The 23,723-nt window shown below is 70.4% G+C and carries 19 protein-coding genes and 1 tRNA gene; 19 read left to right on the plus strand and 1 reads right to left on the minus strand.

All coding sequences use genetic code 11. From position 1 onward, the window contains the following. The first annotated feature begins 86 nt into the window (after positions 1-86). Genes OG272_RS33505 through OG272_RS33515 form a run of 3 tightly spaced genes read left to right on the plus strand, consistent with a single transcriptional unit; the run spans position 87 to position 3,048 of the window. Positions 87-1,478: a replication initiator gene (locus OG272_RS33505; protein ID WP_405895411.1), complete on the plus strand. Its 1,392-nt coding sequence runs from the start codon at positions 87-89 to the stop codon at positions 1,476-1,478. Next, positions 1,478-1,648 carry an AlpA family transcriptional regulator gene (locus tag OG272_RS33510; RefSeq protein WP_086753560.1) on the plus strand — a complete coding sequence of 57 codons (171 nt, stop codon included), beginning with the start codon at positions 1,478-1,480 and terminating at the stop codon, positions 1,646-1,648. The genes OG272_RS33505 and OG272_RS33510 overlap by 1 nt, the downstream gene beginning before the upstream one ends. Next, positions 1,645-3,048 (plus strand): tyrosine-type recombinase/integrase, encoded by a 1,404-nt coding sequence (locus OG272_RS33515; protein ID WP_405895412.1) that lies wholly within the window; start codon positions 1,645-1,647, stop codon positions 3,046-3,048. The genes OG272_RS33510 and OG272_RS33515 overlap by 4 nt, the downstream gene beginning before the upstream one ends. Positions 3,049-3,277: 229 nt before the next feature. Here the strand turns inward: OG272_RS33515 and OG272_RS33520 are convergent. Further along, a tRNA-Arg gene (locus tag OG272_RS33520) sits at positions 3,278-3,349 on the minus strand. A 175-nt stretch (positions 3,350-3,524) separates the two neighbouring features. Here OG272_RS33520 and OG272_RS33525 point away from each other — a divergent pair. The 16 genes from OG272_RS33525 (at position 3,525) to OG272_RS33600 (ending at position 23,702) form a co-directional block, all read left to right on the plus strand. Beyond that, positions 3,525-4,037, plus strand: coding sequence for a response regulator (locus OG272_RS33525; RefSeq protein ID WP_327727800.1), 513 nt, complete (start codon positions 3,525-3,527; stop codon positions 4,035-4,037). A gap of 450 nt (positions 4,038-4,487) precedes the next feature. Further along, entirely contained in the window at positions 4,488-5,651 is a 1,164-nt protein-coding gene (nrtL, locus tag OG272_RS33530) for an ArgS-related anticodon-binding protein NrtL (RefSeq protein ID WP_405895413.1), read from the plus strand. Between the two features lie 196 nt (positions 5,652-5,847). Further along, positions 5,848-7,239 (plus strand): diaminopimelate decarboxylase, encoded by a 1,392-nt coding sequence (lysA, locus tag OG272_RS33535; protein WP_326577444.1) that lies wholly within the window; start codon positions 5,848-5,850, stop codon positions 7,237-7,239. Between the two features lie 305 nt (positions 7,240-7,544). Next, positions 7,545-8,837 carry a homoserine dehydrogenase gene (locus OG272_RS33540; protein WP_326577442.1) on the plus strand — a complete coding sequence of 431 codons (1,293 nt, stop codon included), beginning with the start codon at positions 7,545-7,547 and terminating at the stop codon, positions 8,835-8,837. A 6-nt stretch (positions 8,838-8,843) separates the two neighbouring features. Beyond that, entirely contained in the window at positions 8,844-9,902 is a 1,059-nt protein-coding gene (thrC, locus tag OG272_RS33545) for a threonine synthase (protein WP_327727798.1), read from the plus strand. 312 nt (positions 9,903-10,214) lie between these two features. Continuing rightward, positions 10,215-11,168, plus strand: a complete 954-nt coding sequence (thrB, locus tag OG272_RS33550; protein ID WP_327727797.1) for a homoserine kinase — start codon at positions 10,215-10,217, stop codon at positions 11,166-11,168. Between the two features lie 408 nt (positions 11,169-11,576). Then, the gene (gene rho / locus OG272_RS33555; RefSeq protein WP_326577436.1) at positions 11,577-13,625 is read left to right on the plus strand and encodes a transcription termination factor Rho; all 2,049 of its coding nucleotides are present in this window, start codon (positions 11,577-11,579) and stop codon (positions 13,623-13,625) included. Positions 13,626-13,811: 186 nt separating this feature from the next. Further along, positions 13,812-15,512, plus strand: coding sequence for a trypsin-like serine protease (locus OG272_RS33560; RefSeq protein ID WP_327732117.1), 1,701 nt, complete (start codon positions 13,812-13,814; stop codon positions 15,510-15,512). Positions 15,513-15,723: 211 nt separating this feature from the next. Next, on the plus strand, positions 15,724-16,866 hold the full coding sequence (locus OG272_RS33565; protein WP_405895414.1) for an LCP family protein: 1,143 nt from the start codon (positions 15,724-15,726) through the stop codon (positions 16,864-16,866). Between the two features lie 286 nt (positions 16,867-17,152). Continuing rightward, entirely contained in the window at positions 17,153-17,374 is a 222-nt protein-coding gene (gene rpmE, locus OG272_RS33570; RefSeq protein WP_326577430.1) for a 50S ribosomal protein L31, read from the plus strand. Positions 17,375-17,500: 126 nt separating this feature from the next. Then, positions 17,501-18,577 carry a peptide chain release factor 1 gene (prfA, locus tag OG272_RS33575; RefSeq protein WP_405895415.1) on the plus strand — a complete coding sequence of 359 codons (1,077 nt, stop codon included), beginning with the start codon at positions 17,501-17,503 and terminating at the stop codon, positions 18,575-18,577. 37 nt (positions 18,578-18,614) lie between these two features. Then, entirely contained in the window at positions 18,615-19,460 is an 846-nt protein-coding gene (prmC, locus tag OG272_RS33580) for a peptide chain release factor N(5)-glutamine methyltransferase (RefSeq protein WP_326577428.1), read from the plus strand. A 59-nt stretch (positions 19,461-19,519) separates the two neighbouring features. Then, the gene (locus OG272_RS33585; RefSeq protein ID WP_326577426.1) at positions 19,520-20,167 is read left to right on the plus strand and encodes an L-threonylcarbamoyladenylate synthase; all 648 of its coding nucleotides are present in this window, start codon (positions 19,520-19,522) and stop codon (positions 20,165-20,167) included. After that, complete coding sequence (locus OG272_RS33590; protein ID WP_152171688.1) at positions 20,164-20,835, plus strand: protein-tyrosine-phosphatase; 672 nt, start codon at positions 20,164-20,166, stop codon at positions 20,833-20,835. Before OG272_RS33585 ends, OG272_RS33590 begins: the two co-directional genes overlap by 4 nt. 215 nt (positions 20,836-21,050) lie before the next feature. Beyond that, complete coding sequence (glyA, locus tag OG272_RS33595) at positions 21,051-22,289, plus strand: serine hydroxymethyltransferase (RefSeq protein WP_327727795.1); 1,239 nt, start codon at positions 21,051-21,053, stop codon at positions 22,287-22,289. Positions 22,290-22,418: 129 nt separating this feature from the next. Beyond that, positions 22,419-23,702 (plus strand): MraY family glycosyltransferase, encoded by a 1,284-nt coding sequence (locus tag OG272_RS33600; protein WP_326577420.1) that lies wholly within the window; start codon positions 22,419-22,421, stop codon positions 23,700-23,702. Positions 23,703-23,723: the final 21 nt, after the last annotated feature.

The following is a 23,723-nucleotide window of genomic DNA, read 5'->3' on the forward strand; positions in this document are numbered from 1 at the left end:
GCCTCGGCTTGCCCGTGCTGTCTAGCCCCCTGGACAAGCCGGGGCCCGGCTCCGAACTCCTCACCGCTCCAAGGAGGAACCCGCACATGCAGCCCCCGGCTCCCGACGGAGCCATCCGCCAACTGCTCACCCTCGCCCGACACGGCGACCTCGGCGCCTACGCCCGACAGATCCAGCGACTCGGCGGCTGCCAGCAGCCGGTACGGATGGAGGGCCACCGCCTCGACGTCCACGCCGAGACCGGCGAAATCGTCCGCGAACTCCTCGACCGCACCCTTCCCGCCGGACAACTCCTCGTCCGCTGCAACAACCGCCGCGCCACCCGCTGCGCGGCCTGCGCCGAGATCTACCGCAAAGACACCTTCCACCTCGTCACCGCCGGACTCAGCGGCGGCAAGGGCATCGGCCCGACCGTCGCCGAACACCCCCGCGTCTTCGCCACCTTCACCGCTCCGTCCTTCGGCCCCGTGCACAACCGCCCCGGCGGCGGCCGGTGCCGCTGCGGCCGACTCCACCCGGACGACGACCCAGCCCTCGGCACACCCCTGAACCCTGACCGCTACGACTACCGCGCGGCCGTCCTCTGGAACGCCCACGCGGGAGCTCTGTGGGCCCGCTTTACCACCTACCTGCGCCAGCAACTCGCCTCCCGCGCGGGCCTCACCCGCTCGGAACTCCGCCACTCGCTCAAGGTCTCGTACGCCAAGGTCGCCGAGTACCAGCGGCGCGGGGCTGTCCACTTTCACGCCGTGATCCGCCTGGACGGTCCCGACGGTGCCGAGGACACCCCACCCGCCTGGGCCACGACCGAACTCCTTACTGATGCCATCCGCACAGCCGCCGGCCTCGCCGAAACCCCCGGCCCGGACCTCGACGGACACACCCACACCTTCCGCTTCGGCGTACAACTCGACATTCGCCCAATCCGCTCAGCCGACTTCAAGGGCACCTCAGACCTGAACAGCCGCGCCGTGGCGTCCTACATCGCCAAGTACGCCACCAAGGGCGCCGAGACTGCGACCGGCACCCTGGACCGCCCGATCCGCAACCCCATCACCGACCTCATCGGCGCCGAAGTCACCGACCACGCCAGGCAGATGATCCTCACCTGCTGGCACCTCGGCGCCCGCCCGGAACTCGAAGACCTGCGCCTGCGCAAGTGGGCGCACATGCTCGGCTTCCGCGGCCACTTCTCCACGAAGTCCCGCGCCTACTCCGTCACCCTCGGCGCCCTCCGCCAGGAACGCGCCGACCACAACGAAGCACTGGCCCGAGAACGCGCGGCTGAGGCAGGGCACCCCCTGCCTGACCCGGACACCGTCCTTGTCCTCTCTCACTGGCGCTTCGCCGGTACCGGCATGACAGCCGCAGAGCACTTCATCGCGCACGGCACTCCACCGCCCTCGGCATCACCCACGACCTCAGCAGACGACGACACGGAAGGAGACTCGGCGTGGACCGCCGACGCGACGAACTGATGACCGTTCCGCAGATCCTCGCCGAACTGGGCGGCGTATCCCGTCGCACCTTCTACCGCTGGCGCGAACTGGGGCAGGCCCCCGAAGCGATGAAGCTGCCGAACGGCGAACTCCGGTTCTGGCGAAGCGACTTCACTGCATGGCTGCACGGACTCGGGGAGGCGGCATGAAGTCGCATGACGTGCGGGTGTGGGGCATCCGCAAGCGGCCGTACAAGACACCGTCGTATGACGTGCGGTGGAAGGTCGCCGACACGCCACCGTTCTCCGAGACCTTCCGGACCAAGGCGCTCGCCGACAACTTCAGGGCCAAGCTGCTTGGGGCGGTGCAGAAGGGGGAGGCGTTCGACTCCGAAACGGGCCTGCCGGACTCCATGGCTACGGCGAAGCCATCTCTCACCTGGTACGACTTCGCGCGCAGCTACATCGCCATGAAGTGGCCCCACGCCGCGCCGAACTCCCGGGACAGCACGAACGAGACCATGACCCTGGTCACGACGCAGCTCCTTGCCGACCGGCCCGGTCGGCCCGCTGACGACGTGTTGCGGCGGGCACTCCGCGGCTGGGCCTTCGTCGTCCACGCTCCCGACGAGGAGCCACCGACCGACGTGGCGAACGCCCTCCGCTGGGTCGCCAAGGCGTCGCTTCCCCTGGCGACCCTCAAGAACCCGGCGGACATCCGCCGCGTCCTCGACTCGCTCAAGCTCACCCTTAGCGGGGCTCCGGCGGCTGCCGAGACGGTACGGCGTAAGCGGGCGGTCGTCTTCAACGCCCTCGCGTATGCGGTGGAGTTGGGGGAGCTCCCCGAGAACCCGGTCACGCTCGTGAAGTGGAAGCCACCGAAGGTCACCAAAGAGGTCGACCGCCGGGTTGTGGTGAACCCTCGACAGGCCGGGGAGCTCCTGGCCGCCGTCTCGTACGTCGGCGGGTACCGCCGGGCCCGCGGGCGTCGCCTCGTCGCGCTCTTCGCCTGCATGTACTTCGGTGGACTGCGTCCGGCCGAGGCGGTGGCGCTGCGCCGTCAGGACTGCGCCCTTCCGGACACCGGGTGGGGCTCGCTGATCCTGGAGAAGAGTCGTCCGACCGTGGGTAAGCGTTGGACCGGAACGGGTGAGGTGCACGACAGCCGGGGCCTCAAGAACCGCGCCGCGAACGAGACGCGCATCGTTCCGATTCCGCCGCGCCTGGTGCGCATGCTCCTCGCGCACATCAAGACGTTCGGCACGGCCAAGGACGGCCGGCTGTTCGCCAACGAACGCGGGGGAGTGGTCGCCTCCACTACGTACTGGCGCGTCTGGGACGAGGCCCGGCACCTGGCGCTCACCCCGGAACAGGCGGCGTCGCCCCTCGCCGCACGACCGTACGACCTGCGGCACGCCGCGCTCTCCTCCTGGCTCAACGCTGGTGTGGACCCCACCGAGGTGGCGGAGCGCGCGGGCAACAGCGTTGAAGTGCTCTTGAGCCGGTACGCCAAGTGCCTCGACGGTCGGCAGGACGTTGCCAATCGGCGGATCGCCGAACTCCTCGGCGAGGATGACGGACAGGAGGACGGGCCCGGCGCCGGGCCCTGATCCACGCACTCCTCACGCACACCTACGGCATGATGGCCCCTGGACTCCGGTCCAGGGGCCTCGGCGTTTTCCGGGGATGACCTGCGGATTCGTGCCCTGCGGCCAGTCCACACATAGTCCACAGCACCCGACATACGGCCGCTCCGAGCGGCATACGGCTGCACATACGCGAAGACCCCGGCCTCAGCGTTTCCGCTGGTGACGGGGTCTTTGGGCACCTCATACAAGGTGCCCCCGGCAGGATTCGAACCTGCGCACACGGCTCCGGAGGCCGTTGCTCTATCCCCTGAGCTACGGGGGCGTGTCGGGCGCCTTGTTCGGCGGCGACGGGTAGAACCCTACCAGCTCTCCGAGGGAGATCATGAACGGGTTTTGCGGGGTGTCAGGGCGGGGTTGAGCTTGGGGGAGACCGCCCGCAGAGGGTGGAAGTGGGGAAAACCCGGACGCGGTGGTGGGAGCGGACCTACTCTCGAGTTGTGCCAGGCGCGTCCGGCCGGGTGCTTGTTGTGGACGACAACAAGGTCATCCGGCAGCTGATCAGGGTCAACCTCGAGCTGGAGGGCTTCGAGGTGGTGACCGCGGCCGATGGTGCCGAGTGCCTGGACGTCGTTCACCAGGTGCGGCCCGACCTAATCACCCTCGACGTCGTGATGCCACGGCTCGACGGTCTCCGTACCGCCGCCCGGCTCCGCGGCGACCCCCTGACGCGGCGTCTCCCGCTCGCCATCGTCAGTGCCTGTAACCAGTACGAGGTCGAGGCCGGGCTCGACGTCGGCGTCGACGCGTTCCTCGCCAAGCCCTTCGAGCCGAGCGAACTCGTCGCTCTCGTACGGCGGTTGGTGGAGCGAGCGCATGCCGGGGGCGACGGTGCCGCGGCGTACGGGAGCGGAGTCGACGGCCCCGCTCCCGCCGGCGCCCCGGCCGGAGGGACCGGCAGCGGGAGTGATCACACCGAGTGTGCGGAGCGGGCGGGCCGTACCGGAAGCTGATCTCGGGCCCGGAAGCGGCGCCGCGAGGGCCCGGCCGGGCGCACCGGGGATGATCATGGCCGCCGTCCTGCCGTGTGCGGCCCTTGCCCAGAGGTTTCAGCACCCGGAGTCCGGCCCGGGGGAGTCCGGCCCCGAAGCTCGCCGGAACACGCGGCTCCGGCCTGGCCCCACGATGCAGACCGGCTCGCCCTGCACACACGGCCCGAAGGGCCCTCGGTCGCCCGTGCGGATGCCTCGCCCATACGGACGCCGGTCCACCCCGGCGCCCCGCCGACCCCCGCCCCGCAGACCCTCGCCCCTCCACATACCCCGGCCCCCTGCCGACTCCCGCCCCTCCACATACCCCGGCCCCCTGTCGGCCCCCACCACCCCCCACATCTCGTCCACATCCCGGACCCCGGGGTAAACCGGCTCGCATACCCACCCCCCTCCTCCCCTACGCTTGTCCCCGTGACCCCCGTCGAGCTCTCCCGCACCGTGCTGCGCGCGGTGCGTCGTGCTGTGGACGAGGGGGAGCTGAGCGTGCCGGTGCCCGCACGGGCCGTGGTCACGCCGCCGGGGCCCGGGGGCAGCGGGGACTACGCGACGAACATCGCCCTGCAATTGGCCCGGCCCGCCGGACGACCGCCCCTGCAGGTCGCCGAGATACTGCGGCCCCATCTCAGCCGCACCGAGGGCGTCGTCGCCGTCGAGATCACCGGCCCCGGCTTCCTCAACATCCACCTCGACCGGGCGGCCGTCACCGCCCTGGTACGCCGGATCCAGGGAGCCCAGGGAGCCCAGGGAGCCCAGGGAGCCCAGGGAGCCGCGGACGGCCAGGGCCCCGATCCCCTCCCGTACGGCCACAGCGACACCCTCGCCGGGCAGGTCGTCCGGCTGCGGATCCCGTACGACATCCGAGCCGAGGTCGTCGCGGACGCGCTCGTCCGGATCGTCGCCAGCCAGGGAGGCCGCGTCGAGGTCGAGCACGCCCGGCCCCGGCCCCGACCCCGGCCCTCCGACGAGCCCGGCGCCCCCGGTCGGCCCGGCAAGGTCGCCGAACCCGATCGGCCCGGTGCCCCGGACGAGGCCACCACCGACGTACCCGTCGACCTGCGCCCCGTCCCCGCCCCGGAAGACCCCACCCCCCTCGGTCCGGACGCCCTCCGCTGGGCCCTCCTGCACCCGGCCGCGCACGACCGTCCCCGGATCACCGCGGACCTCCTGGTGCAGCGGGCCGGCAACCCCCTCTTCCGGGTCCGTTACGCCCATGCCCGAGCCCGCGCGCTCACCCGCAACGCCGCGGCCCTCGGCTTCACCGGCACCCCGGTGACCCCGAACCCACTTCCCGCGCCCCTCACCACCCCCGACGTGACAACCCCTCTCGTCACCGCCCTCACCGAATACCCCTCCGCCCTCGCCCGAGCGGCCACGCACCGCGCTCCCGACCGTCTCGCCCGGCACCTGGTCGTCCTCGCCGACGCCCTGCTCGCTTTCCAGCACACGGTGCTGCCGCGCGGCGACGAGAAACCCTCGGCCGCCCACCGGGCCCGGCTGGCACTTGCCGAAGCCGCCGGGACGGTGCTGGCCGGCGGCCTGTCCCTGCTCGGCATCGACGCACCCGCATACCTCTGAGCGAGCCCGCGGAGCCCAAGGAGCAGACAGCGAAGAGCGGAAGCCGACCCCCGTCGGCCGGAGCCGACACCCGACACCCGACACAACGTCAGCCGTCACCCGTCAGCCGGAGCCCCAAGCCTCCAAGCTCGAAGCCCCGAAGCCCCCTCCAAGCCCCCGCGCGCAAAGCCCGGAGTCCACAGAAAGCCGTACAGACATGAGCCGTTCCGCACACCCCGCCGGGCCCCGTCACGCCGACGTGTTTCCCGAGGGGCACTACGCCGCCCCGCCCGCCGACCTGAACACGCTGGACCCGAAGGTGTGGGCGCAGACCGTCACCCGCACGGACGACGGAGTCGTCAGTGTCGGCGGGATCGATGTGAAGGCGCTCGCGGAGGAGTTCGGCACGCCGGCGTACTTCGTCGACGAGGCCGACTTCCGGGCCCGGGCGCGCGCCTGGCGCACGGCGTTCGGGCAGGACGCCGACGTGTTCTACGCGGGCAAGGCGTTCCTGTCCCGGGCCATCGTGCGCTGGCTGCACGAGGAGGGGCTCAACCTCGACGTCTGCTCCGGCGGCGAGCTCGCGACCGCCCTCTCCGCCGGTATGCCCGCCGACCGCATCGCCTTCCACGGCAACAACAAGTCCACCGACGAGATCCACCGAGCCATCGAGGCCGGTGTCGGCCGTATCGTGCTCGACTCCTTCCAGGAGATCGTGCGGGTCGCGCACATCGCGCAGTCGCTCGGCAGGCGGCAGAAGGTGCAGATCCGCGTCACCGTCGGCGTCGAGGCCCACACGCACGAGTTCATCGCCACCGCCCACGAGGACCAGAAGTTCGGGATCCCGCTCGCCGGCGGGCAGGCCGCGGAGGCCGTGCGGCGGGCCCTCAAGCTCGACGGGCTCGAACTCATCGGAATCCACTCCCACATCGGGTCGCAGATCTTCGACACCTCCGGCTTCGAGGTCGCCGCCCACCGTGTCGTCGGACTGCTCAAGGACATCCGTGACGAGCACGGTGTCGAACTGCCCGAGATCGACCTCGGCGGCGGTCTCGGTATCGCCTACACCAGCGACGACGACCCCCGTGAGCCGCACGAGATCGCCAAGGCGCTGACCGAGATCGTCAACCGTGAGTGTGACGCCGCCAGGCTCCGCGCTCCTCGTATCTCCGTCGAGCCGGGCCGCGCCATCGTCGGCCCCACCGCCTTCACGCTCTACGAGGTCGGCACCGTCAAGCCGTTGGACGGGCTGCGCACTTACGTGTCCGTGGACGGGGGGATGTCCGACAACATCCGGACCGCGTTGTACGACGCCGAGTACAGCGTCGCGCTGGTGTCCCGGACCTCCGACGCCGAGCCGATGCTCGCGCGGGTGGTCGGCAAGCACTGCGAGAGTGGTGACATCGTGGTGAAGGACGCGTTTCTGCCGGCGGACCTGGCACCGGGTGACCTGATCGCCGTACCGGCGACCGGCGCGTACTGCCGTTCCATGGCGAGCAACTACAACCACGTACTGCGGCCGCCGGTCGTCGCCGTCAAGGAGGGAGAGGCCCGTGTCATCGTCCGCCGGGAGACGGAGGAGGATCTTCTCCGTCTCGACGTCGGATGACCCGACCGGTGATCCGTCGATGACCTGACCCGCGGTCCATGGACTGCGTGACCCGCGGTCCATGGACTGCGTGACCCGCGGTCCATGGACTGCGTGACCCGCGGTCCATGGACTGCGTGACGGGTGGTCCATGGATGACGTGACGGGTGATCCGCGCGCAAAAGAAATTCCGGGCCGAAAGATCTCCGTCTTCCGGCCCGGTGGAAATGAAATAGATGTCTCACGATCCGGACGAGGGATAGAAACCCCCGTCCGGTGAGTGAGACTGGTCCCACCGTATTCGGTATGTGAGGAAACGAGGTCGGATGATGCGTACGCGTCCGCTGAAGGTGGCGCTGCTGGGCTGTGGGGTCGTCGGCTCAGAGGTGGCGCGCATCATGACGACGCACGCCGACGATCTCGCCGCGCGCATCGGCGCCCCGGTCGAGCTCGCGGGTGTGGCGGTCCGGCGGCCCTCCCGGGTGCGTGAGGGCATCGACCCGGCGCTCGTCACCACCGACGCGACCGCCCTGGTCAAACGGGGGGACATCGACGTCGTCGTCGAGGTCATCGGCGGTATCGAGCCCGCCCGCTCCCTCATCACCACCGCGTTCGAGTACGGCGCCTCCGTCGTCTCCGCCAACAAGGCCCTCCTCGCCCAGGAGGGCGCCGCGCTGCACGCCGCCGCCGGGGACCACGACGCGGACCTCTACTACGAGGCCGCCGTCGCCGGCGCCATCCCCCTGATCCGGCCGCTGCGCGAGTCCCTCGCCGGCGACAAGATCAACCGGGTGATGGGCATCGTCAACGGCACCACCAATTTCATCCTCGACAAGATGGATTCCACGGGCGCCGGGTATCAGGAGGCCCTCGACGAGGCCACCGCCCTGGGATACGCCGAGGCCGATCCGACCGCCGATGTCGAGGGCTTCGACGCCGCCGCCAAGGCCGCGATCCTCGCCGGTATCGCCTTCCACTCGCGGGTACGTCTCGACGACGTGTACCGCGAGGGCATGACCGAGGTGACGGCGGCCGACTTCGCCTCCGCCAGGAACATGGGCTGCACCATCAAGCTGCTCGCCATCTGCGAGCGGGCCGCGGACGGCGGCTCCGTCACCGCGCGCGTGCACCCCGCGATGATCCCGCTGACCCACCCGCTCGCCTCCGTGCGCGGCGCCTACAACGCCGTGTTCGTGGAGTCGGACGCCGCCGGGCAGCTGATGTTCTACGGTCCGGGCGCGGGCGGTGCCCCCACCGCCTCCGCGGTGCTCGGCGACCTCGTCGCCGTGTGCCGCAACCGGCTCGCGGGCGCCACCGGGCCCGGCGAGTCCGCGTACGCCGCCCTGCCGGTCTCGCCGATGGGCGAGGTCGTCACGCGCTACCACATCAGCCTTGACGTCGCCGACAAACCGGGAGTTCTCGCCCAGGTGGCGACCGTGTTCGCGGAGCACGGTGTGTCGATCGATACGGTTCGGCAGACGGGCAAGGACGGCGAGGCCTCTCTCGTCGTCGTCACCCACCGCGCCTCCGACGCCTCCCTCACCGGGACCGTCGAGGCGCTGCGCAACCTCGACACCGTGCGGGGTGTCGCCAGCATCATGCGGGTTGAAGGAGAGTAACCAGCAATGACCCACCAATGGCGCGGAATCATCGAGGAGTACCGGGACCGGTTGCCCGTCTCCGACACCACGCCGGTCGTGACGCTCCGCGAGGGCGGCACGCCCCTCGTACCCGCGCAGGTGCTCTCCGAGCGCACGGGCTGCGAGGTCCACCTCAAGGTGGAGGGCGCCAACCCGACCGGATCCTTCAAGGACCGCGGTATGACCATGGCCATCTCGCGCGCGAAGGAAGAGGGCGCGAAGGCAGTCATCTGTGCCTCCACGGGCAACACCTCTGCCTCCGCGGCCGCCTACGCCGTCCGCGCGGGCATGGTCTCGGCCGTGCTCGTCCCGCGCGGCAAGATCGCGCTGGGCAAGATGGGCCAGGCTCTCGTGCACGGCGCGAAGATCCTCCAGGTCGACGGCAACTTCGACGACTGCCTCACCCTCGCGCGTGAACTGAGCGACAACTACCCGGTGGCGCTGGTGAATTCAGTGAACCCGGTACGCATCGAGGGCCAGAAGACCGCCGCCTTCGAGATCGTGGACATGCTCGGCGACGCGCCGGACATCCACGTCCTGCCGGTGGGCAACGCGGGCAACATCACGGCGTACTGGAAGGGCTACAAGGAGTACGCCGCCGACGGCATCGCCGCGAAGACCCCCCGGATGTGGGGCTTCCAGGCCTCCGGCTCCGCCCCGATCGTGCGCGGCGAGGTCGTCAAGGACCCGTCGACGATCGCCACCGCGATCCGTATCGGCAACCCCGCGTCCTGGCAGTACGCCCTGGCCGCGCGGGACGAGTCGGGCGGCTTCATCGACGAGGTGACGGACCGTGAGATCCTGCGCGCCTACCGGCTGTTGGCCGCTCAGGAGGGTGTCTTCGTGGAGCCCGCCTCCGCCGCCTCCGTGGCCGGTCTGCTGAAGGCCGCAGAGGCCGGCAAGGTCGACCCGGGCCAGACCATCGTCTGCACGGTCACCGGCAACGGCCTCAAGGACCCCGACTGGGCCGTCGCGGGCGCCCCGCAGCCCGTCACGGTCCCGGTGGACGCGGCGACGGCGGCCGAGCGCCTCGGCCTCGCGTAAGCTCTCGCCCAGCCGTTCGAAAAGACCTGGGAGTCGCGCGTAGACGCCGGTTCTCGGGGGATAACCCTGACAGCACCCGACAGGGGGTGCACAGGGGGCTTACGACACGCATCGTGCGCCTCCTGTGCGCCCTATGTCGCCACAGAACCTTCCTTCGATAGGCTGTAGTGAACCCGCCCGCCGCATATGCCCCGCAAGGGTGCGGCGCCGCGCCGTCCTGAGCGGCCGCTGGGTCCTCACATACGCATCACTTACGTATCGAATGTCATTCGACACTCGTCAGTCCCGCAGCTCAAGGAGAGTCATCGAGCGATGGCCGGTCCAGCGTTCCGCGCCGCCGCCGTACGGGTGCGCGTCCCCGCCACCAGCGCCAACCTCGGTCCGGGCTTCGACGCCCTGGGCCTGTCGCTGGGGCTCTACGACGACGTGGTCGTCCGGGTGGCCGACTCCGGACTGCACGTCGACATCGCGGGGGAGGGCAGCGAGACCCTCCCGCGCGACGAGCGGCACCTGCTCGTCCGCTCTCTGCGCACCGCCTTCGACCTGCTGGGCGGACAGCCCCGCGGCCTCGAGATCGTGTGCGCCAACCGCATTCCGCACGGCCGCGGCCTCGGCTCCTCCTCCGCCGCCATCTGCGCCGGCATCGTCGCCGCCCGCGCCGTGACCATAGGCGGCGACAACCGGCTCGACGACGCCGCGCTGCTCGAACTGGCCACGGAGATCGAGGGCCACCCCGACAACGTCGCGGCCTGCCTTCTCGGCGGTTTCACGCTCTCCTGGATGGAGGGCGGCGCCGCGCGCGCGATCAGGATGGATCCCGCGGATTCCATCGTTCCGGTGGTTTTCGTCCCCGGAAAGCCGGTTCTCACGGAGACGGCGCGCGGACTGCTTCCGCGCAACGTCCCGCACGTCGACGCAGCCACCAACGCGGGCCGGGCGGCCCTCCTCGTGGAAGCCCTGACCAGGCGCCCCGAGCTGCTGCTGCCCGCCACCGAGGACCGGCTGCACCAGGAGTACCGGGCGCCCGCCATGCCGGAGAGCACGGCCCTGGTCGAGCGGCTGCGGGCCGACGGCGTCCCGGCAGTCATCTCCGGCGCCGGACCCACGGTCCTGGCCCTGGTCGACGAGGCCAGTGCCGACAAGGTGGCCGATCTCGCGGGTGCGGGCTGGGCCGCCAACCGGCTGGACCTCGACGCCCGAGGGGCGTGCGTCCTGCCGCTCACCACCGCCGTCACCGAAGTCGGCGCCGTCAGCGGCGACGAGTAGGGGCGTTCGGTTGCCGGATTTCGAGAGGGGGAATGTTTGTTGGATCCGGTAGTGTTAACCTCAAGTCTGCACCTGCCCCAGCCATGGCGAGGTGCTTATCGTCCCCGTCAGGGACAACCATTCTTCCGGGAGTCTCCCCAGCCGCACTGTGCTTCGTACGTCAAGCTGTACGCCGTACGCAGGCACTGAGCGGTCTGCCGAGCAGGCCCCGGAACAGGCGTGGCCGAGCCGCGTGACACAGACATTCAGTGCCACGGCCCGGATAGCGCCGAATCACCAGAAATTTCCTCCGCCGCCTCTTTGGCGGACCACCGCCCCGGCACGGTCCACCCGAACAGGGCCGAAGCCGGACAGCACAAACGGTCGCCGAGCCAGAAGGCCGACGTCCGCTCCAGGGAAGGACCCTTCGTGAGCGACACCACCGATCTGATGGGCGCACGTGTCGAGGACACCGCTGCCGCGCCCGCCACGGACGCCGCGCCTGCCAGCGGTGCCGGCTCCCGGCGGCGCCGTGGCACCGGCCTTGAGGGCATGGTGCTGGCCGAGCTGCAGCAGGTCGCATCCGGCCTCGGCATCAGGGGCACCGCGCGTATGCGCAAGAGCCAGCTGATCGAGGTCATCAAGGAGGCGCAGGCGGGCGGGGGTGCCCCGGCGAAGGCCGAGGCAGCCACCGAGACCAAGCCGAAGCGCCGTGCCACCTCGAAGGCGCGCACGGGCGACGACGCCGCCCCGGCCGAGAAGGCCACCGCCAAGAAGGCCGAGGCGCCCGCCGAGAAGGCCGAGAAGGCCGTGGCCCAGCAGCAGATCGAGATCCCCGGCCAGCCGGCCGGTGGCGACGAGGCGCCCACCGAGCGCCGTCGGCGCCGTGCCACCGCCGACGCGGGCAGCCCCGATGCGCAGGCCGCCACGGTCACCGAGCCGAAGAGCGAGCCCAGGGCCGAGACCCCGGCCGCTTCGGCCGAGCCCAAGGGCGACGCCGGTGACCAGGGCGGCGAGGGCCGCCAGGGCCGCCGTGAGCGTGGCCGTGACCGCGGTGAGCGCACCGACCGTGGCGACCGCACCGACCGCGGTGAGCGGGGCGACCGCAGCCGTCGGGGCAAGGGCGACGAGCAGCAGGGCGGCGGCCAGCAGCAGCGTGACCGCGGCCAGCAGGGCCAGCAGCAGGGCGGCGGCCGTCAGGACCGTCAGCGTGACAACGGCCCGCAGGACGACGACGACTTCGACGGCGGACGCCGTGGCCGTCGCGGCCGCTACCGGGACCGTCGTGGCCGTCGCGGCCGTGACGAGATCGGCACCCCCGAGCCGCAGCTCGCCGACGACGACGTCCTGATCCCCGTCGCGGGCATCCTCGACATCCTCGACAACTACGCCTTCATCCGTACGTCGGGCTACCTGCCGGGCCCGAACGACGTGTACGTGTCGCTCGCCCAGGTCCGCAAGAACGGCCTGCGCAAGGGTGACCACGTCACCGGCGCGGTCCGTCAGCCCAAGGACGGCGAGCGCCGCGAGAAGTTCAACGCGCTGGTCCGCCTGGACTCCGCGAACGGCATGGCCGCCGAATCAGGCCGTGGCCGCCCGGAGTTCAACAAGCTGACGCCGCTCTACCCGCAGGACCGGCTCCGTCTGGAGACCGACCCGGGCGTCCTCACCACCCGCATCATCGACCTCGTCGCGCCGATCGGTAAGGGCCAGCGCGGTCTGATCGTGGCCCCGCCGAAGACCGGCAAGACCATGATCATGCAGGCGATCGCCAACGCGATCACGCACAACAACCCCGAGTGCCACCTGATGGTCGTCCTCGTCGACGAGCGTCCGGAAGAGGTCACCGACATGCAGCGGTCGGTGAAGGGCGAGGTCATCTCCTCGACCTTCGACCGCCCGGCCGAGGACCACACGACGGTCGCCGAGCTCGCCATCGAGCGTGCCAAGCGGCTCGTCGAGCTGGGCCACGACGTGGTCGTGCTGCTCGACTCGATCACGCGTCTGGGCCGTGCGTACAACCTGGCGGCGCCGGCCTCCGGCCGCATCCTGTCCGGTGGTGTCGACTCGACCGCGCTGTACCCGCCGAAGCGCTTCTTCGGTGCGGCCCGGAACATCGAGGACGGCGGCTCGCTGACCATCCTCGCCACCGCGCTGGTGGACACCGGGTCCCGCATGGACGAGGTGATCTTCGAGGAGTTCAAGGGCACGGGCAACGCCGAGCTGAAGCTCGACCGGAAGCTCGCGGACAAGCGGATCTTCCCCGCGGTGGACGTGGACGCGTCCGGTACCCGTAAGGAAGAGATCCTGCTCGCCCCCGACGAACTCGCCGTCGTCTGGAAGCTGCGCCGGGTGCTGCACGCCCTCGACCAGCAGCAGGCGGTCGAGCTGCTTCTCGACAAGATGAAGCAGACGAAGTCGAACGCCGAGTTCCTGATGCAGATCCAGAAGACGACGCCGGGCAACGGCGGCGACTAGTCCGCTAGTCCGCACAGCAGAGCGCTGGGGCCACCCTCTTTGTGAGGGTGGCCCCAGTTTTCTGTAGGGCACACGTGTACGATCACGGTCTTCATGCTCTGATCAACCATTGCACTCCCAGGGGGGAATTGAGTGGCTAGACCCTTGTCCGGAGCCATAGCCGCCGCGATAGCCGGGACGCTTCTGATGTCGTCCGCGAGCGGGGCAACCGCCGACACCGGCCCGACGCCCAGCGAAGCGGACGTACGGATCGCCAAGGCGATGGCGGCGGACGACACAGCGGATGTGGCCGAGCGGGAACCGTCGTCGAGCGCGAGTTCGGACGGTGGCCTGGAGCCGTCCGCCCAGATCATCGGCGGCTCGACGACCACGATCGCCTCGGCGCCGTGGATGGCCCAGCTCTGGTACTACGACCCGACCCAGGACCTTGGCTTCTTCTGCGGCGGCACGGTCGTCTCACCGACGAAGATCCTCACGGCCGCGCACTGCGTCGACAAGGCCTACTACGACTGGGTCAAGTACGGCGAGATCGTCACCGGCACCGACCAGCTGCCCACGGCCGTCTACAACGACGACGGCACCCTGAACCACGTGGACTACCACGGCGGTACCGCCACCCCGCTCTCACGTCAGTGGAACCACTCCTCGTGGAACGCGGACACGATCGACAACGACGTCGCCGTCCTGACACTGGCGAAGCCGGTCAAGGCGACGCCGATCAAGATGACGACGTCGGGCGACACCGCCTCGTACGCGGCCGGCACCCAGGCCAAGGTCTACGGGTGGGGCCGTACCAGTTCCAAGACCCAGGACATCTCGCAGACACTGAAGACGGCCACGCTGCCGATCGTCAGCGACACGACCTGCGCGAACACCTGGAGCCCCCACTTCATCAAGGGGCACATGGTCTGCGCGGGCAAGCCCGCCGGCGGCACCGACGCCACGACCACCGCCACCTGCAACGGTGACTCCGGCGGCCCGCTCGTCGTCGGCAACAAGGTCATCGGTGTCGTCTCGTGGGGCGTCGAGAACTGTGTGTACAAGGGTGCCTACCCGGTCTTCGCCAAGGTCAGCAAGTACGTCGGTGCGACCTACCCGCGCGTCGACGACACCGCCATCACCCGTGACGGCAAGGCCGACGTCTTCCTGCGCAACAAGGAGACCGGCACGGGCTACGTCCGCGCCTCCACGGGGTCCAAGCTCGGCGACCGCCAGGCCCTGCCCTCCGAGGCGGGCACCTGGACGGGGTACAACCTCGTCCAGCAGACCGACCTGAACCGGGACGGCCACCAGGACTTCGTCCTGCGCCGCTCCTCCGACGGTGACGTCTTCTGGCGGCGGTACGCGCCCTCGTCCAACACCTGGACGACCACGCAGATCTTCGACAACTGGGCGACCCGCACCCGGATCCTCACCCCCGGCGACGTCACCGGCGACGCCCTGCCCGACCTGCTCTCGGTCGACTCGGCGGGCGCCCTGTGGATCTACCCGGGCAAGGGGACCGGTTCCTTCGGTGCCCGCGTCAAGGTCGGCACGGGCTGGAACACGTACAACGCGGTGCTCGGTCACGGCGACTTCACCGGCGACGGCAAGGCCGACCTGATCGCGCGCACCAAGACCGGCTCGAACGTCTACCTCTACAAGGGCACCGGCAAGTCTGGCACGGGCGCCTTCGCCACCCGGATCAAGGTCCGCTCGGACTGGAGCGCCTACAACACGCTCATCACTCCCGGTGACGTGAGCGGCGACGGCAGGGCGGACCTCCTGGCCCGTACGCCGGCCGGCACGCTGTACCTCTACAAGGGCACCGGCAAGGCCACGAGCGAGATCTTCAGCACACGGGTCTCGGTCGGCACCAGCTACGCCCAGTACGACCTGCTCGGCTGAAACACCAGGTGAGCCCGGTCCCGCCGGGCTCATCCCGCACACACGGTGCCCATCGCGCTTTACGCGATGGGCACCGTTCGTCGTGCAACCCTTTCCCGGATTATCCCGTCTGACCGGACGGAGTGACCATGGAGCGCCATGGCCGCATCCGACCCGACAGGCCTGGGCCTGAGCGCAGGGGGTAACCGACCGGAAAGAGAACGAGGAGCAGATGTCCGCGGAGAGCACGCCGGACCCCGGCATAGCAGGGAAGACCGGTACCACCGGCCCGCGCCACCGCGCGGCCAAGGGCCGCCGCCGCACGTCACGCGACGGGCACAGCAGAGCGGCGCTCGCCGTCGTCTGGACCGCCGCGGGCGTCCTGGTGCTCGGCGGCACCGGAATCGGCTACCTGTACTTCAAGCTCAACGGCAACATCAAGAGCGTCGACATCAACCAGGTCCTCGGCTCCGACCGGCCCATGGACGTCGACAACGGCTCGCAGGACATCCTCGTCCTCGGCTCCGACACCCGCTCGGGCAGCAACAAGAAGCTGGGCGGCGGCACGGACGACGGCAGCGCCCGCTCCGACACGGCGATGGTCGTGCACGTCTACGAGGGCCACAAGCGGGCCAGCGTGGTCTCCATACCCCGGGACACCCTGGTCGAGCGGCCCGAGTGCACCGACGCGAACGGCAAGACGTATCCGGCCGCCTCGTACGCGATGTTCAACTCCGCGTACTCCACGGGGGGCGCCGCGTGTGCGGTGAAGACCGTCGAGTCCATGAGCGGGATCCGCATGGACCACTACGTCGAGGTCGACTTCGCCGGCTTCGAGAAGCTGATCAACGTCCTCGGCGGGGTCGACATCACCACGACGAAGGACATCAAGGACCCCGACAGCCATCTGAACCTGAAGGCCGGGGAGCACACACTCTCGGGCAAGCAGGCGCTCGGGCTCGTCCGCACCCGGCACGGGGTCGGCGACGGGTCCGACCTCGGGCGCATCCAGCTCCAGCAGGCGTTCATCAAGGCCCTCATCGAGCAGGTCAAGTCCGTCGGGATCCTCAGCAGTCCCACGAAGCTCTACGACCTCGCCGAAACCGCCACCGACGCCGTCACCACCGACTCCGAGCTCGACTCCGTCAAGAACCTCGCGTCCTTCGCAGGCGGCCTCAAGGGCATCAGCCCCAAGAACATGACGATGGTCACGATGCCGGTCCAGTACGACCCCGACGACCTCAACCGTGTCCTGGTGGACGAGGACAAGTCCCAGCAGGTCTGGGCCGCCCTGAAGGCCGACAGGACGATCCCGAAGTCCGCGACGAAGGGCACGGCGTCGGGCGCGGCCGACGGGGTCGTGGCTGCTTCCTGAGGGTGCCTGCGGGCTTTGTGGCTTTCAGGGGCGCGGGGTACCACGCGACCAGCCACACACGGCCCGCAGCCGCGAACGGCGATCACGAGCACCACGTACCGTGGGCCGGCCGGTGGCGGTCACCCGGCCCGGCGCCCGGGGCGCTCGTCGGGCCCCGGGAATACCTGAGCGCACCCCCTGGTTTGGGGAGATGGCACCAGTGCTGGCAGACTGGTACGTCGGCTCCGGTTCACGCTCCCGCATCCCGCGGATGCGACCCGGCGCCCTCCCGAAACTAGGAGACACCTTGAAGCGCGACATCCACCCCGAGTACGTCGAGACGCAGGTCAGCTGCACCTGTGGCGCGTCGTTCACCACCCGTAGCACGATCGAGAGCGGCAGCATCCGTGCCGAGGTCTGCTCCGAGTGCCACCCGTTCTACACGGGCAAGCAGAAGATCCTCGACACCGGTGGCCGCGTGGCCCGCTTCGAGGCCCGCTTCGGCAAGGCTGCCGCTGCCAAGAAGTAGCGAGCCCCCAGCGCCGGTCCGCGGCGCCCCCATCGGGGGCGCCGGGACCGGCGCTTTGCGGTGCAGCCCATGGGCGCGGCCCACGGGGCGCGGCCCACTCACAACGTCGTACAGGGAGCCGGAGAGATGTTCGAGGCGGTCGAGGAACTGGTCGGGGAACACGCCGACCTGGAGAAGAAGCTCGCCGACCCGTCGGTCCACGCGGACCAGGCCAACGCGCGCAAGCTGAACAAGCGCTACGCGGAGCTGACCCCGATCGTCGGCACGTTCCGCTCCTGGAAGCAGACCGGCGAGGACATCGACACGGCCCGCGAGTTCGCCGCGGACGACCCGGACTTCATCGCCGAGGTCAAGGAGCTGGAGAAGCAGCGCGAGGAGCTGACGGAGAAGCTGCGGCTGCTCCTCGTTCCGCGCGACCCCAGCGACGACAAGGACGTGATCCTGGAGATCAAGGCGGGCGCCGGCGGCGACGAGTCCGCGCTCTTCGCCGGTGACCTCCTGCGCATGTACCTCCGGTACGCCGAGCGCGTCGGCTGGAAGACCGAGATCATCGACTCCACCGAGTCCGAGCTGGGCGGCTACAAGGACGTCCAGGTCGCCGTGAAGACCAAGGGCGGCCAGGGCGCCACCGAGCCCGGCCAGGGCGTCTGGGCCCGGCTGAAGTACGAGGGCGGGGTGCACCGCGTGCAGCGCGTGCCCGCGACCGAGTCCCAGGGCCGTATCCACACCTCAGCGGCCGGCGTGCTCGTCACCCCCGAGGCCGAGGAGGTCGACGTCGAGATCAACGCGAACGACCTGCGGATCGACGTCTACCGCTCCTCCGGGCCCGGCGGCCAGTCCGTCAACACGACCGACTCCGCCGTGCGGATCACGCACATTCCCACCGGAGTCGTCGCCTCCTGCCAGAACGAGAAGAGCCAGCTGCAGAACAAGGAGCAGGCGATGCGTATCCTGCGCTCCAGGCTGCTCGCCGCGGCGCAGGAGGAGGCGGAGAAGAATGCCGCCGACGCCCGCCGCAGCCAGGTCCGTACCGTCGACCGCTCCGAGAAGATCCGCACGTACAACTTCCCGGAGAACCGCATCTCGGACCACCGCGTCGGCTTCAAGTCGTACAACCTGGACCAGGTCCTGGACGGTGAACTCGACGCGGTGATCCAGGCCTGCGTCGACGCGGACTCGGCCGCGAAGCTGGCAGCCGCGTAAGGCACGTACGAAACGCGAATGACGACGGAGGACTTGCGTGAACCTGCTGCTCGCGGAAGTGGCCCAGGCCACCCAGCGCCTGGCCGACGCCGGCGTGCCCTCGCCGCGCAACGACGCGGAGGAGCTCGCCGCGTTCGTGCACGGCGTCAAGCGGGGCGAGCTGCACACCGTCAAGGACTCCGACTTCGACGCCCGGTACTGGGAGGTCATCGCCCGGCGCGAGCAGCGTGAGCCGCTCCAGCACATCACCGGGCGCGCGTACTTCCGCTACCTCGAACTTCAGGTCGGGCCAGGGGTGTTCGTGCCCCGGCCGGAGACCGAGTCGGTGGTCGGCTGGGCCATAGACGCCGTCCGCGCGATGGACGTCGTCGAGCCGCTCATCGTCGATCTGTGCACCGGCTCCGGTGCCATCGCCCTCGCCCTCGCCCAGGAGGTGCCGCGCTCGCGCGTGCACGCCGTGGAGCTGTCCGAGGACGCCCTGAAGTGGACCCGCAAGAACATGGCGGGCTCCAGGGTCGACCTGCGCCAGGGCAACGCCCTCGACGCCTTCCGCGACCTCGACGGCCAGGTCGACCTGGTCGTCTGCAATCCGCCGTACATCCCGCTCACGGAGTGGGAGTACGTGGCGCCGGAGGCCCGCGACTACGATCCCGAACTCGCCCTGTTCTCAGGGGAGGACGGCCTGGATCTCATCCGGGGCATCGAACGCACAGCGCATCGGCTCCTCCGCCCCGGCGGTGTCGTCGTCATCGAGCACGCCGACACCCAGGGCGGCCAGGTGCCGTGGATCTTCACCGAGGAGCGGGGCTGGGCCGACGCGGCCGACCACCCGGACCTCAACAACCGGCCGCGGTTCGCGACCGCCCGCAAGGCGCTGCCCTGATGAGCGCGCGCCCGACGAGAACCCCCCAGCAGCAGTACGTGTACGAGGAGGCCCGCTAGATGGCACGGCGATACGACACCAACGACGCGACCGACCGCGCCACCGGTCTGCGCGAGGCCGCGTCCGCCATTCGCCGGGGCGAGCTCGTGGTGCTGCCGACGGACACCGTGTACGGCATCGGCGCGGACGCCTTCACCTCCGAGGCCGTGGCCGACCTCCTGGAGGCCAAGGGCCGGGGCCGCACCATGCCCACACCCGTGCTCATCGGCTCCCCGAACACCCTGCACGGCCTCGTCACGGACTTCTCCGAGATGGCCTGGGAGCTGGTCGACGCCTTCTGGCCGGGCGCGCTCACCCTCGTCGCCAAGCACCAGCCGTCGCTGCAGTGGGACCTCGGCGACACCCGGGGCACGGTCGCCGTGCGCATGCCGCTGCACCCGGTCGCCATCGAGCTGCTGACCGAGGTCGGCCCCATGGCGGTCTCCTCGGCCAACCTGACCGGTCACCCGGCGCCGGAGAACTGCGACGCCGCCGAGGCGATGCTCGGCGACTCCGTCTCCGTCTACCTGGACGGCGGTCCGACGCCCGGCAACGAGCCGTCCTCGATCGTCGACGTCACGGGCAAGATCCCGGTGCTGCTGCGCGCGGGCGCCCTGTCGGCGGAGGAGCTCCGCAAGGTCGTACCCGACCTTGAGGTGGCGAATTGACGGCCCCTGACGCGGGGCGTGGCATATGGGACGGGGAAGAGACACGGACCTTCACGGGTCTGCCGCGTGACACCTTCCGCATCCTCCACGTCAGCACCGGCAACGTGTGCCGCTCGCCGATCACCGAGCGGCTGACCCGGCATGCCCTGGCGGACCGTCTCGGGGACCCGCTGTGGGGCGGTCTGGTCGTCGAGAGCGCGGGGACCTGGGGGCACGAGGGGGCGCCCATGGAGGCGAACGCGGAGGCGGTCCTCGCGGACTTCGGCGCGGACGCCTCCGGCTTCACGGGGCGTGAGCTGCTGGACGAGCACGTCATCCGCGCCGACCTCGTGCTGACGGCCACCCGCGATCACCGGGCCCAGGTCATCTCCATGGGGCACTCCGCCGGGCTGCGCACCTTCACCCTGAAGGAGTTCACCCGCCTCGTCCGCGCCATCGACCCCACCACCCTCCCTCCCCTGGAGGAGGGCATGGTCGTCCGCGCACGGGCCCTGGTCCGCGCCGCCGCCGCTCTACGCGGGTGGCTCCTGGCCCCCACCGCCGAGGCCGACGAGGTCTACGACCCCTACGGGGCGCCGCTGCCGTTCTTCCAGTCGGTGGGTGACGAGATACATCAGGCGTTGGATCCGGTGGTGACGGCGTTGACCGGGGTGCCCGCGCGGGCTTGATCCCGGGCGTGGGGTGGGTCGGCGGGCGGAGTCCGGCGCAGCGTCCCGATGCCGGGAGGCCCGCCGGGGCCGAGCGTCGCGAGGGGCGCGTGGGGGATCGGGTCCGGTGGTGACGGCGTTGACCGGGGTGCCTGCGCGGGCGTAGCGCAGGGCGCGCGTCCGGGCCTGCGGGCCTACATTGGTCCTACGTCACCGTCGACGCCCCGGAGTCCATCATGTCGGTCACCCCTGTCCTAGAGGCCGATGTCCTGCGGCGGCAGGACCCTGAGCTGGCCGACGTGCTGCTCGGTGAGTTCGATCGGCAGGCGACGACGCTGCAGCTCGTCGCCGCCGAGAACTTCACCTCGCCGGCGGTCCTCGCCGCGCTGGGGTCGCCGCTGGCGAACAAGTACGCGGAGGGCTATCCGGGGGCCCGGTACCACGGCGGCTGCGAGATGGTGGACGTCGCCGAGCGGCTGGCCGTGGAACGGGCCAAGGCGCTGTTCGGGGCCGAGCACGCCAACGTGCAGTCCCATTCCGGGTCTTCGGCCGTACTCGCCGCGTACGCCGCCCTGCTGCGCCCCGGCGACACCGTGCTGGCGATGGGCCTGCACTTCGGCGGGCATCTCACGCACGGGTCGCCCGCCAACTTCTCCGGGCGCTGGTTCGACTTCGTCGGGTACGGAGTGGAGGCCGAGTCGGGGCTGATCGACCACGAGCAGGTGCGCACCCTGGCCCGTACGCGCCGCCCCAAGGCGATCGTGTGCGGGTCGATCTCGTACCCCCGGCACATCGACTACGCGTTCTTCCGCGAGGTCGCCGACGAGGTGGGCGCCTATCTCATCGCCGACGCGGCCCATCCGATCGGGCTGGTCGCCGGGGGAGCGGCGCCCAATCCGGTGCCGTACGCCGACATCGTGTGCGCCACCACGCACAAGGTGCTGCGGGGGCCGCGCGGCGGGATGCTGCTGTGCGGGAGCGAGCTGGCCGAGCGGGTGGACCGGGCGGTGTTCCCGTTCACCCAGGGCGGCGCGCAGATGCACACCATCGCCGCGAAGGCCATCGCGTTCGGGGAGGCGGCAACACCGGCGTTCACCGCGTACGCCCATCAGGTGGTCGCCAACGCCCGCGTACTGGCCCAGGGGCTGGCCGAGGAGGGTCTTGTGATCATCACCGGCGGCACCGACACCCATCTGCTCACCGTCGATCCCGCGCCATTGGGCGTCGACGGCCGCACCGCGCGCGGACGGCTCGCGGCCGCCGGGATCGTCCTCGACTGCTGTGCGCTGCCCCACGGCGATGCCCGTGGCCTGCGGCTGGGCACGGCGGCGCTGACCACGCAGGGCATGGGCGAGGTGGAGATGGCACGGCTCGCCAGGCTGTTCGCGGGGGCCCTGCGGGACGGCGTGGACGCCAGGCGGACGCGTGAAGAAGTGCGGGACCTGGCCGGAAGATTTCCGCCGTATCCGCGCTGAGGTGGGGTAGACGCACCACCAGGCACAGCATCACGTGCAACCATCGTCGCTACCCGGAAGTCCCCAACCATATGCGCGCATCGCTAGGGTGTGGGGCTGTGATGGCCAGCGAGACCTGTGGGGAAGCCCGTGCGTGAATACCTCCTGACGCTCTGTGTCACGGCCGCGGTGACGTACCTGCTGACAGGGCCGGTGCGGAAGTTCGCGATCGTGGCCGGAGCCATGCCGGAGATCCGTGCGCGCGACGTCCACCGTGAGCCGACGCCCCGCCTCGGCGGCATCGCGATGTTCTTCGGACTGTGCGCCGGTCTGCTGGTCGCCGACCATCTGACCAACCTCAGCCAGGTCTTCGCCGAATCGAACGAGCCACGCGCGCTGCTCTCCGGGGCCGCGCTGATCTGGCTGATCGGCGTCCTGGACGACAAGTTCGAGATCGACGCCCTGATCAAGCTCGGCGGCCAGATGATCGCCGCGGGCGTGATGGTCATGCAGGGTCTGACGATCCTGTGGCTGCCCATCCCGAGTGTCGGCATCGTCGCGCTGACCCAGTGGCAGGGCACCCTGCTCACGGTCGCCCTGGTCGTGATCACCATCAACGCGGTCAACTTCGTCGACGGCCTCGACGGTCTCGCGGCCGGCATGGTCTGCATCGCCTCCGCCGCGTTCTTCATGTACGCCTACCGCCTCTGGTACAGCTACGGCATCGAGGCGGCGGCCCCCGCCACCCTGTTCGCGGCCGTGCTGATGGGCATGTGCCTGGGCTTCCTGCCGCACAACATGCATCCGGCGCGGGTCTTCATGGGCGACTCCGGCTCGATGATGATCGGCCTGGTGCTGGCGGCCGGCGCGATCTCCATCACGGGGCAGGTCGACCCGGACGTGATGAACCTGTACGGCTCGGAGCGCAGCACGGTCTACTCGATGGTCCCGGTCTACATCCCGCTGCTGATGCCGCTGTCGATCCTCGCGATCCCGGCGGCCGACCTGATCCTCGCGATCGTGCGCCGTACCTGGCGCGGCCAGTCGCCGTTCGCCGCCGACCGGGGGCACCTGCACCACCGGCTCCTGGAGGTCGGGCACTCGCACAGCCGGGCCGTGCTGATCATGTACTTCTGGTCCGCGGTCATCGCCTTCGGCACCCTGGCGTACACCGTGAACTCGGCGTCCATGTGGATCGTCCTGGCCATCGCCATGCTCAGCGGCGTCGGCCTCTTCCTGCTCCTGCTGCCCCGCTTCACCCCGCGCGCCCCGCGCTGGGCGGAACGCTTCGTACCGCCCCGCTACCGCCGCCGCGCGGTCCCGGCCGTCGCCGCCGAGCCCGTCGCCGACTGGACCCCGTCCCTCAACGGCGCGACGGCGATCGGTGGCCGTACACACGAAGCGGAACGCAGCCCGGCGGGTGCGCGCCGCTGAGGCGCGACCGTCTCGCGCGCG

The organism is Streptomyces sp. NBC_00104 (assembly GCF_045160825.1).
In the GTDB taxonomy this organism is placed as follows: Bacteria; Actinomycetota; Actinomycetes; order Streptomycetales; family Streptomycetaceae; genus Streptomyces.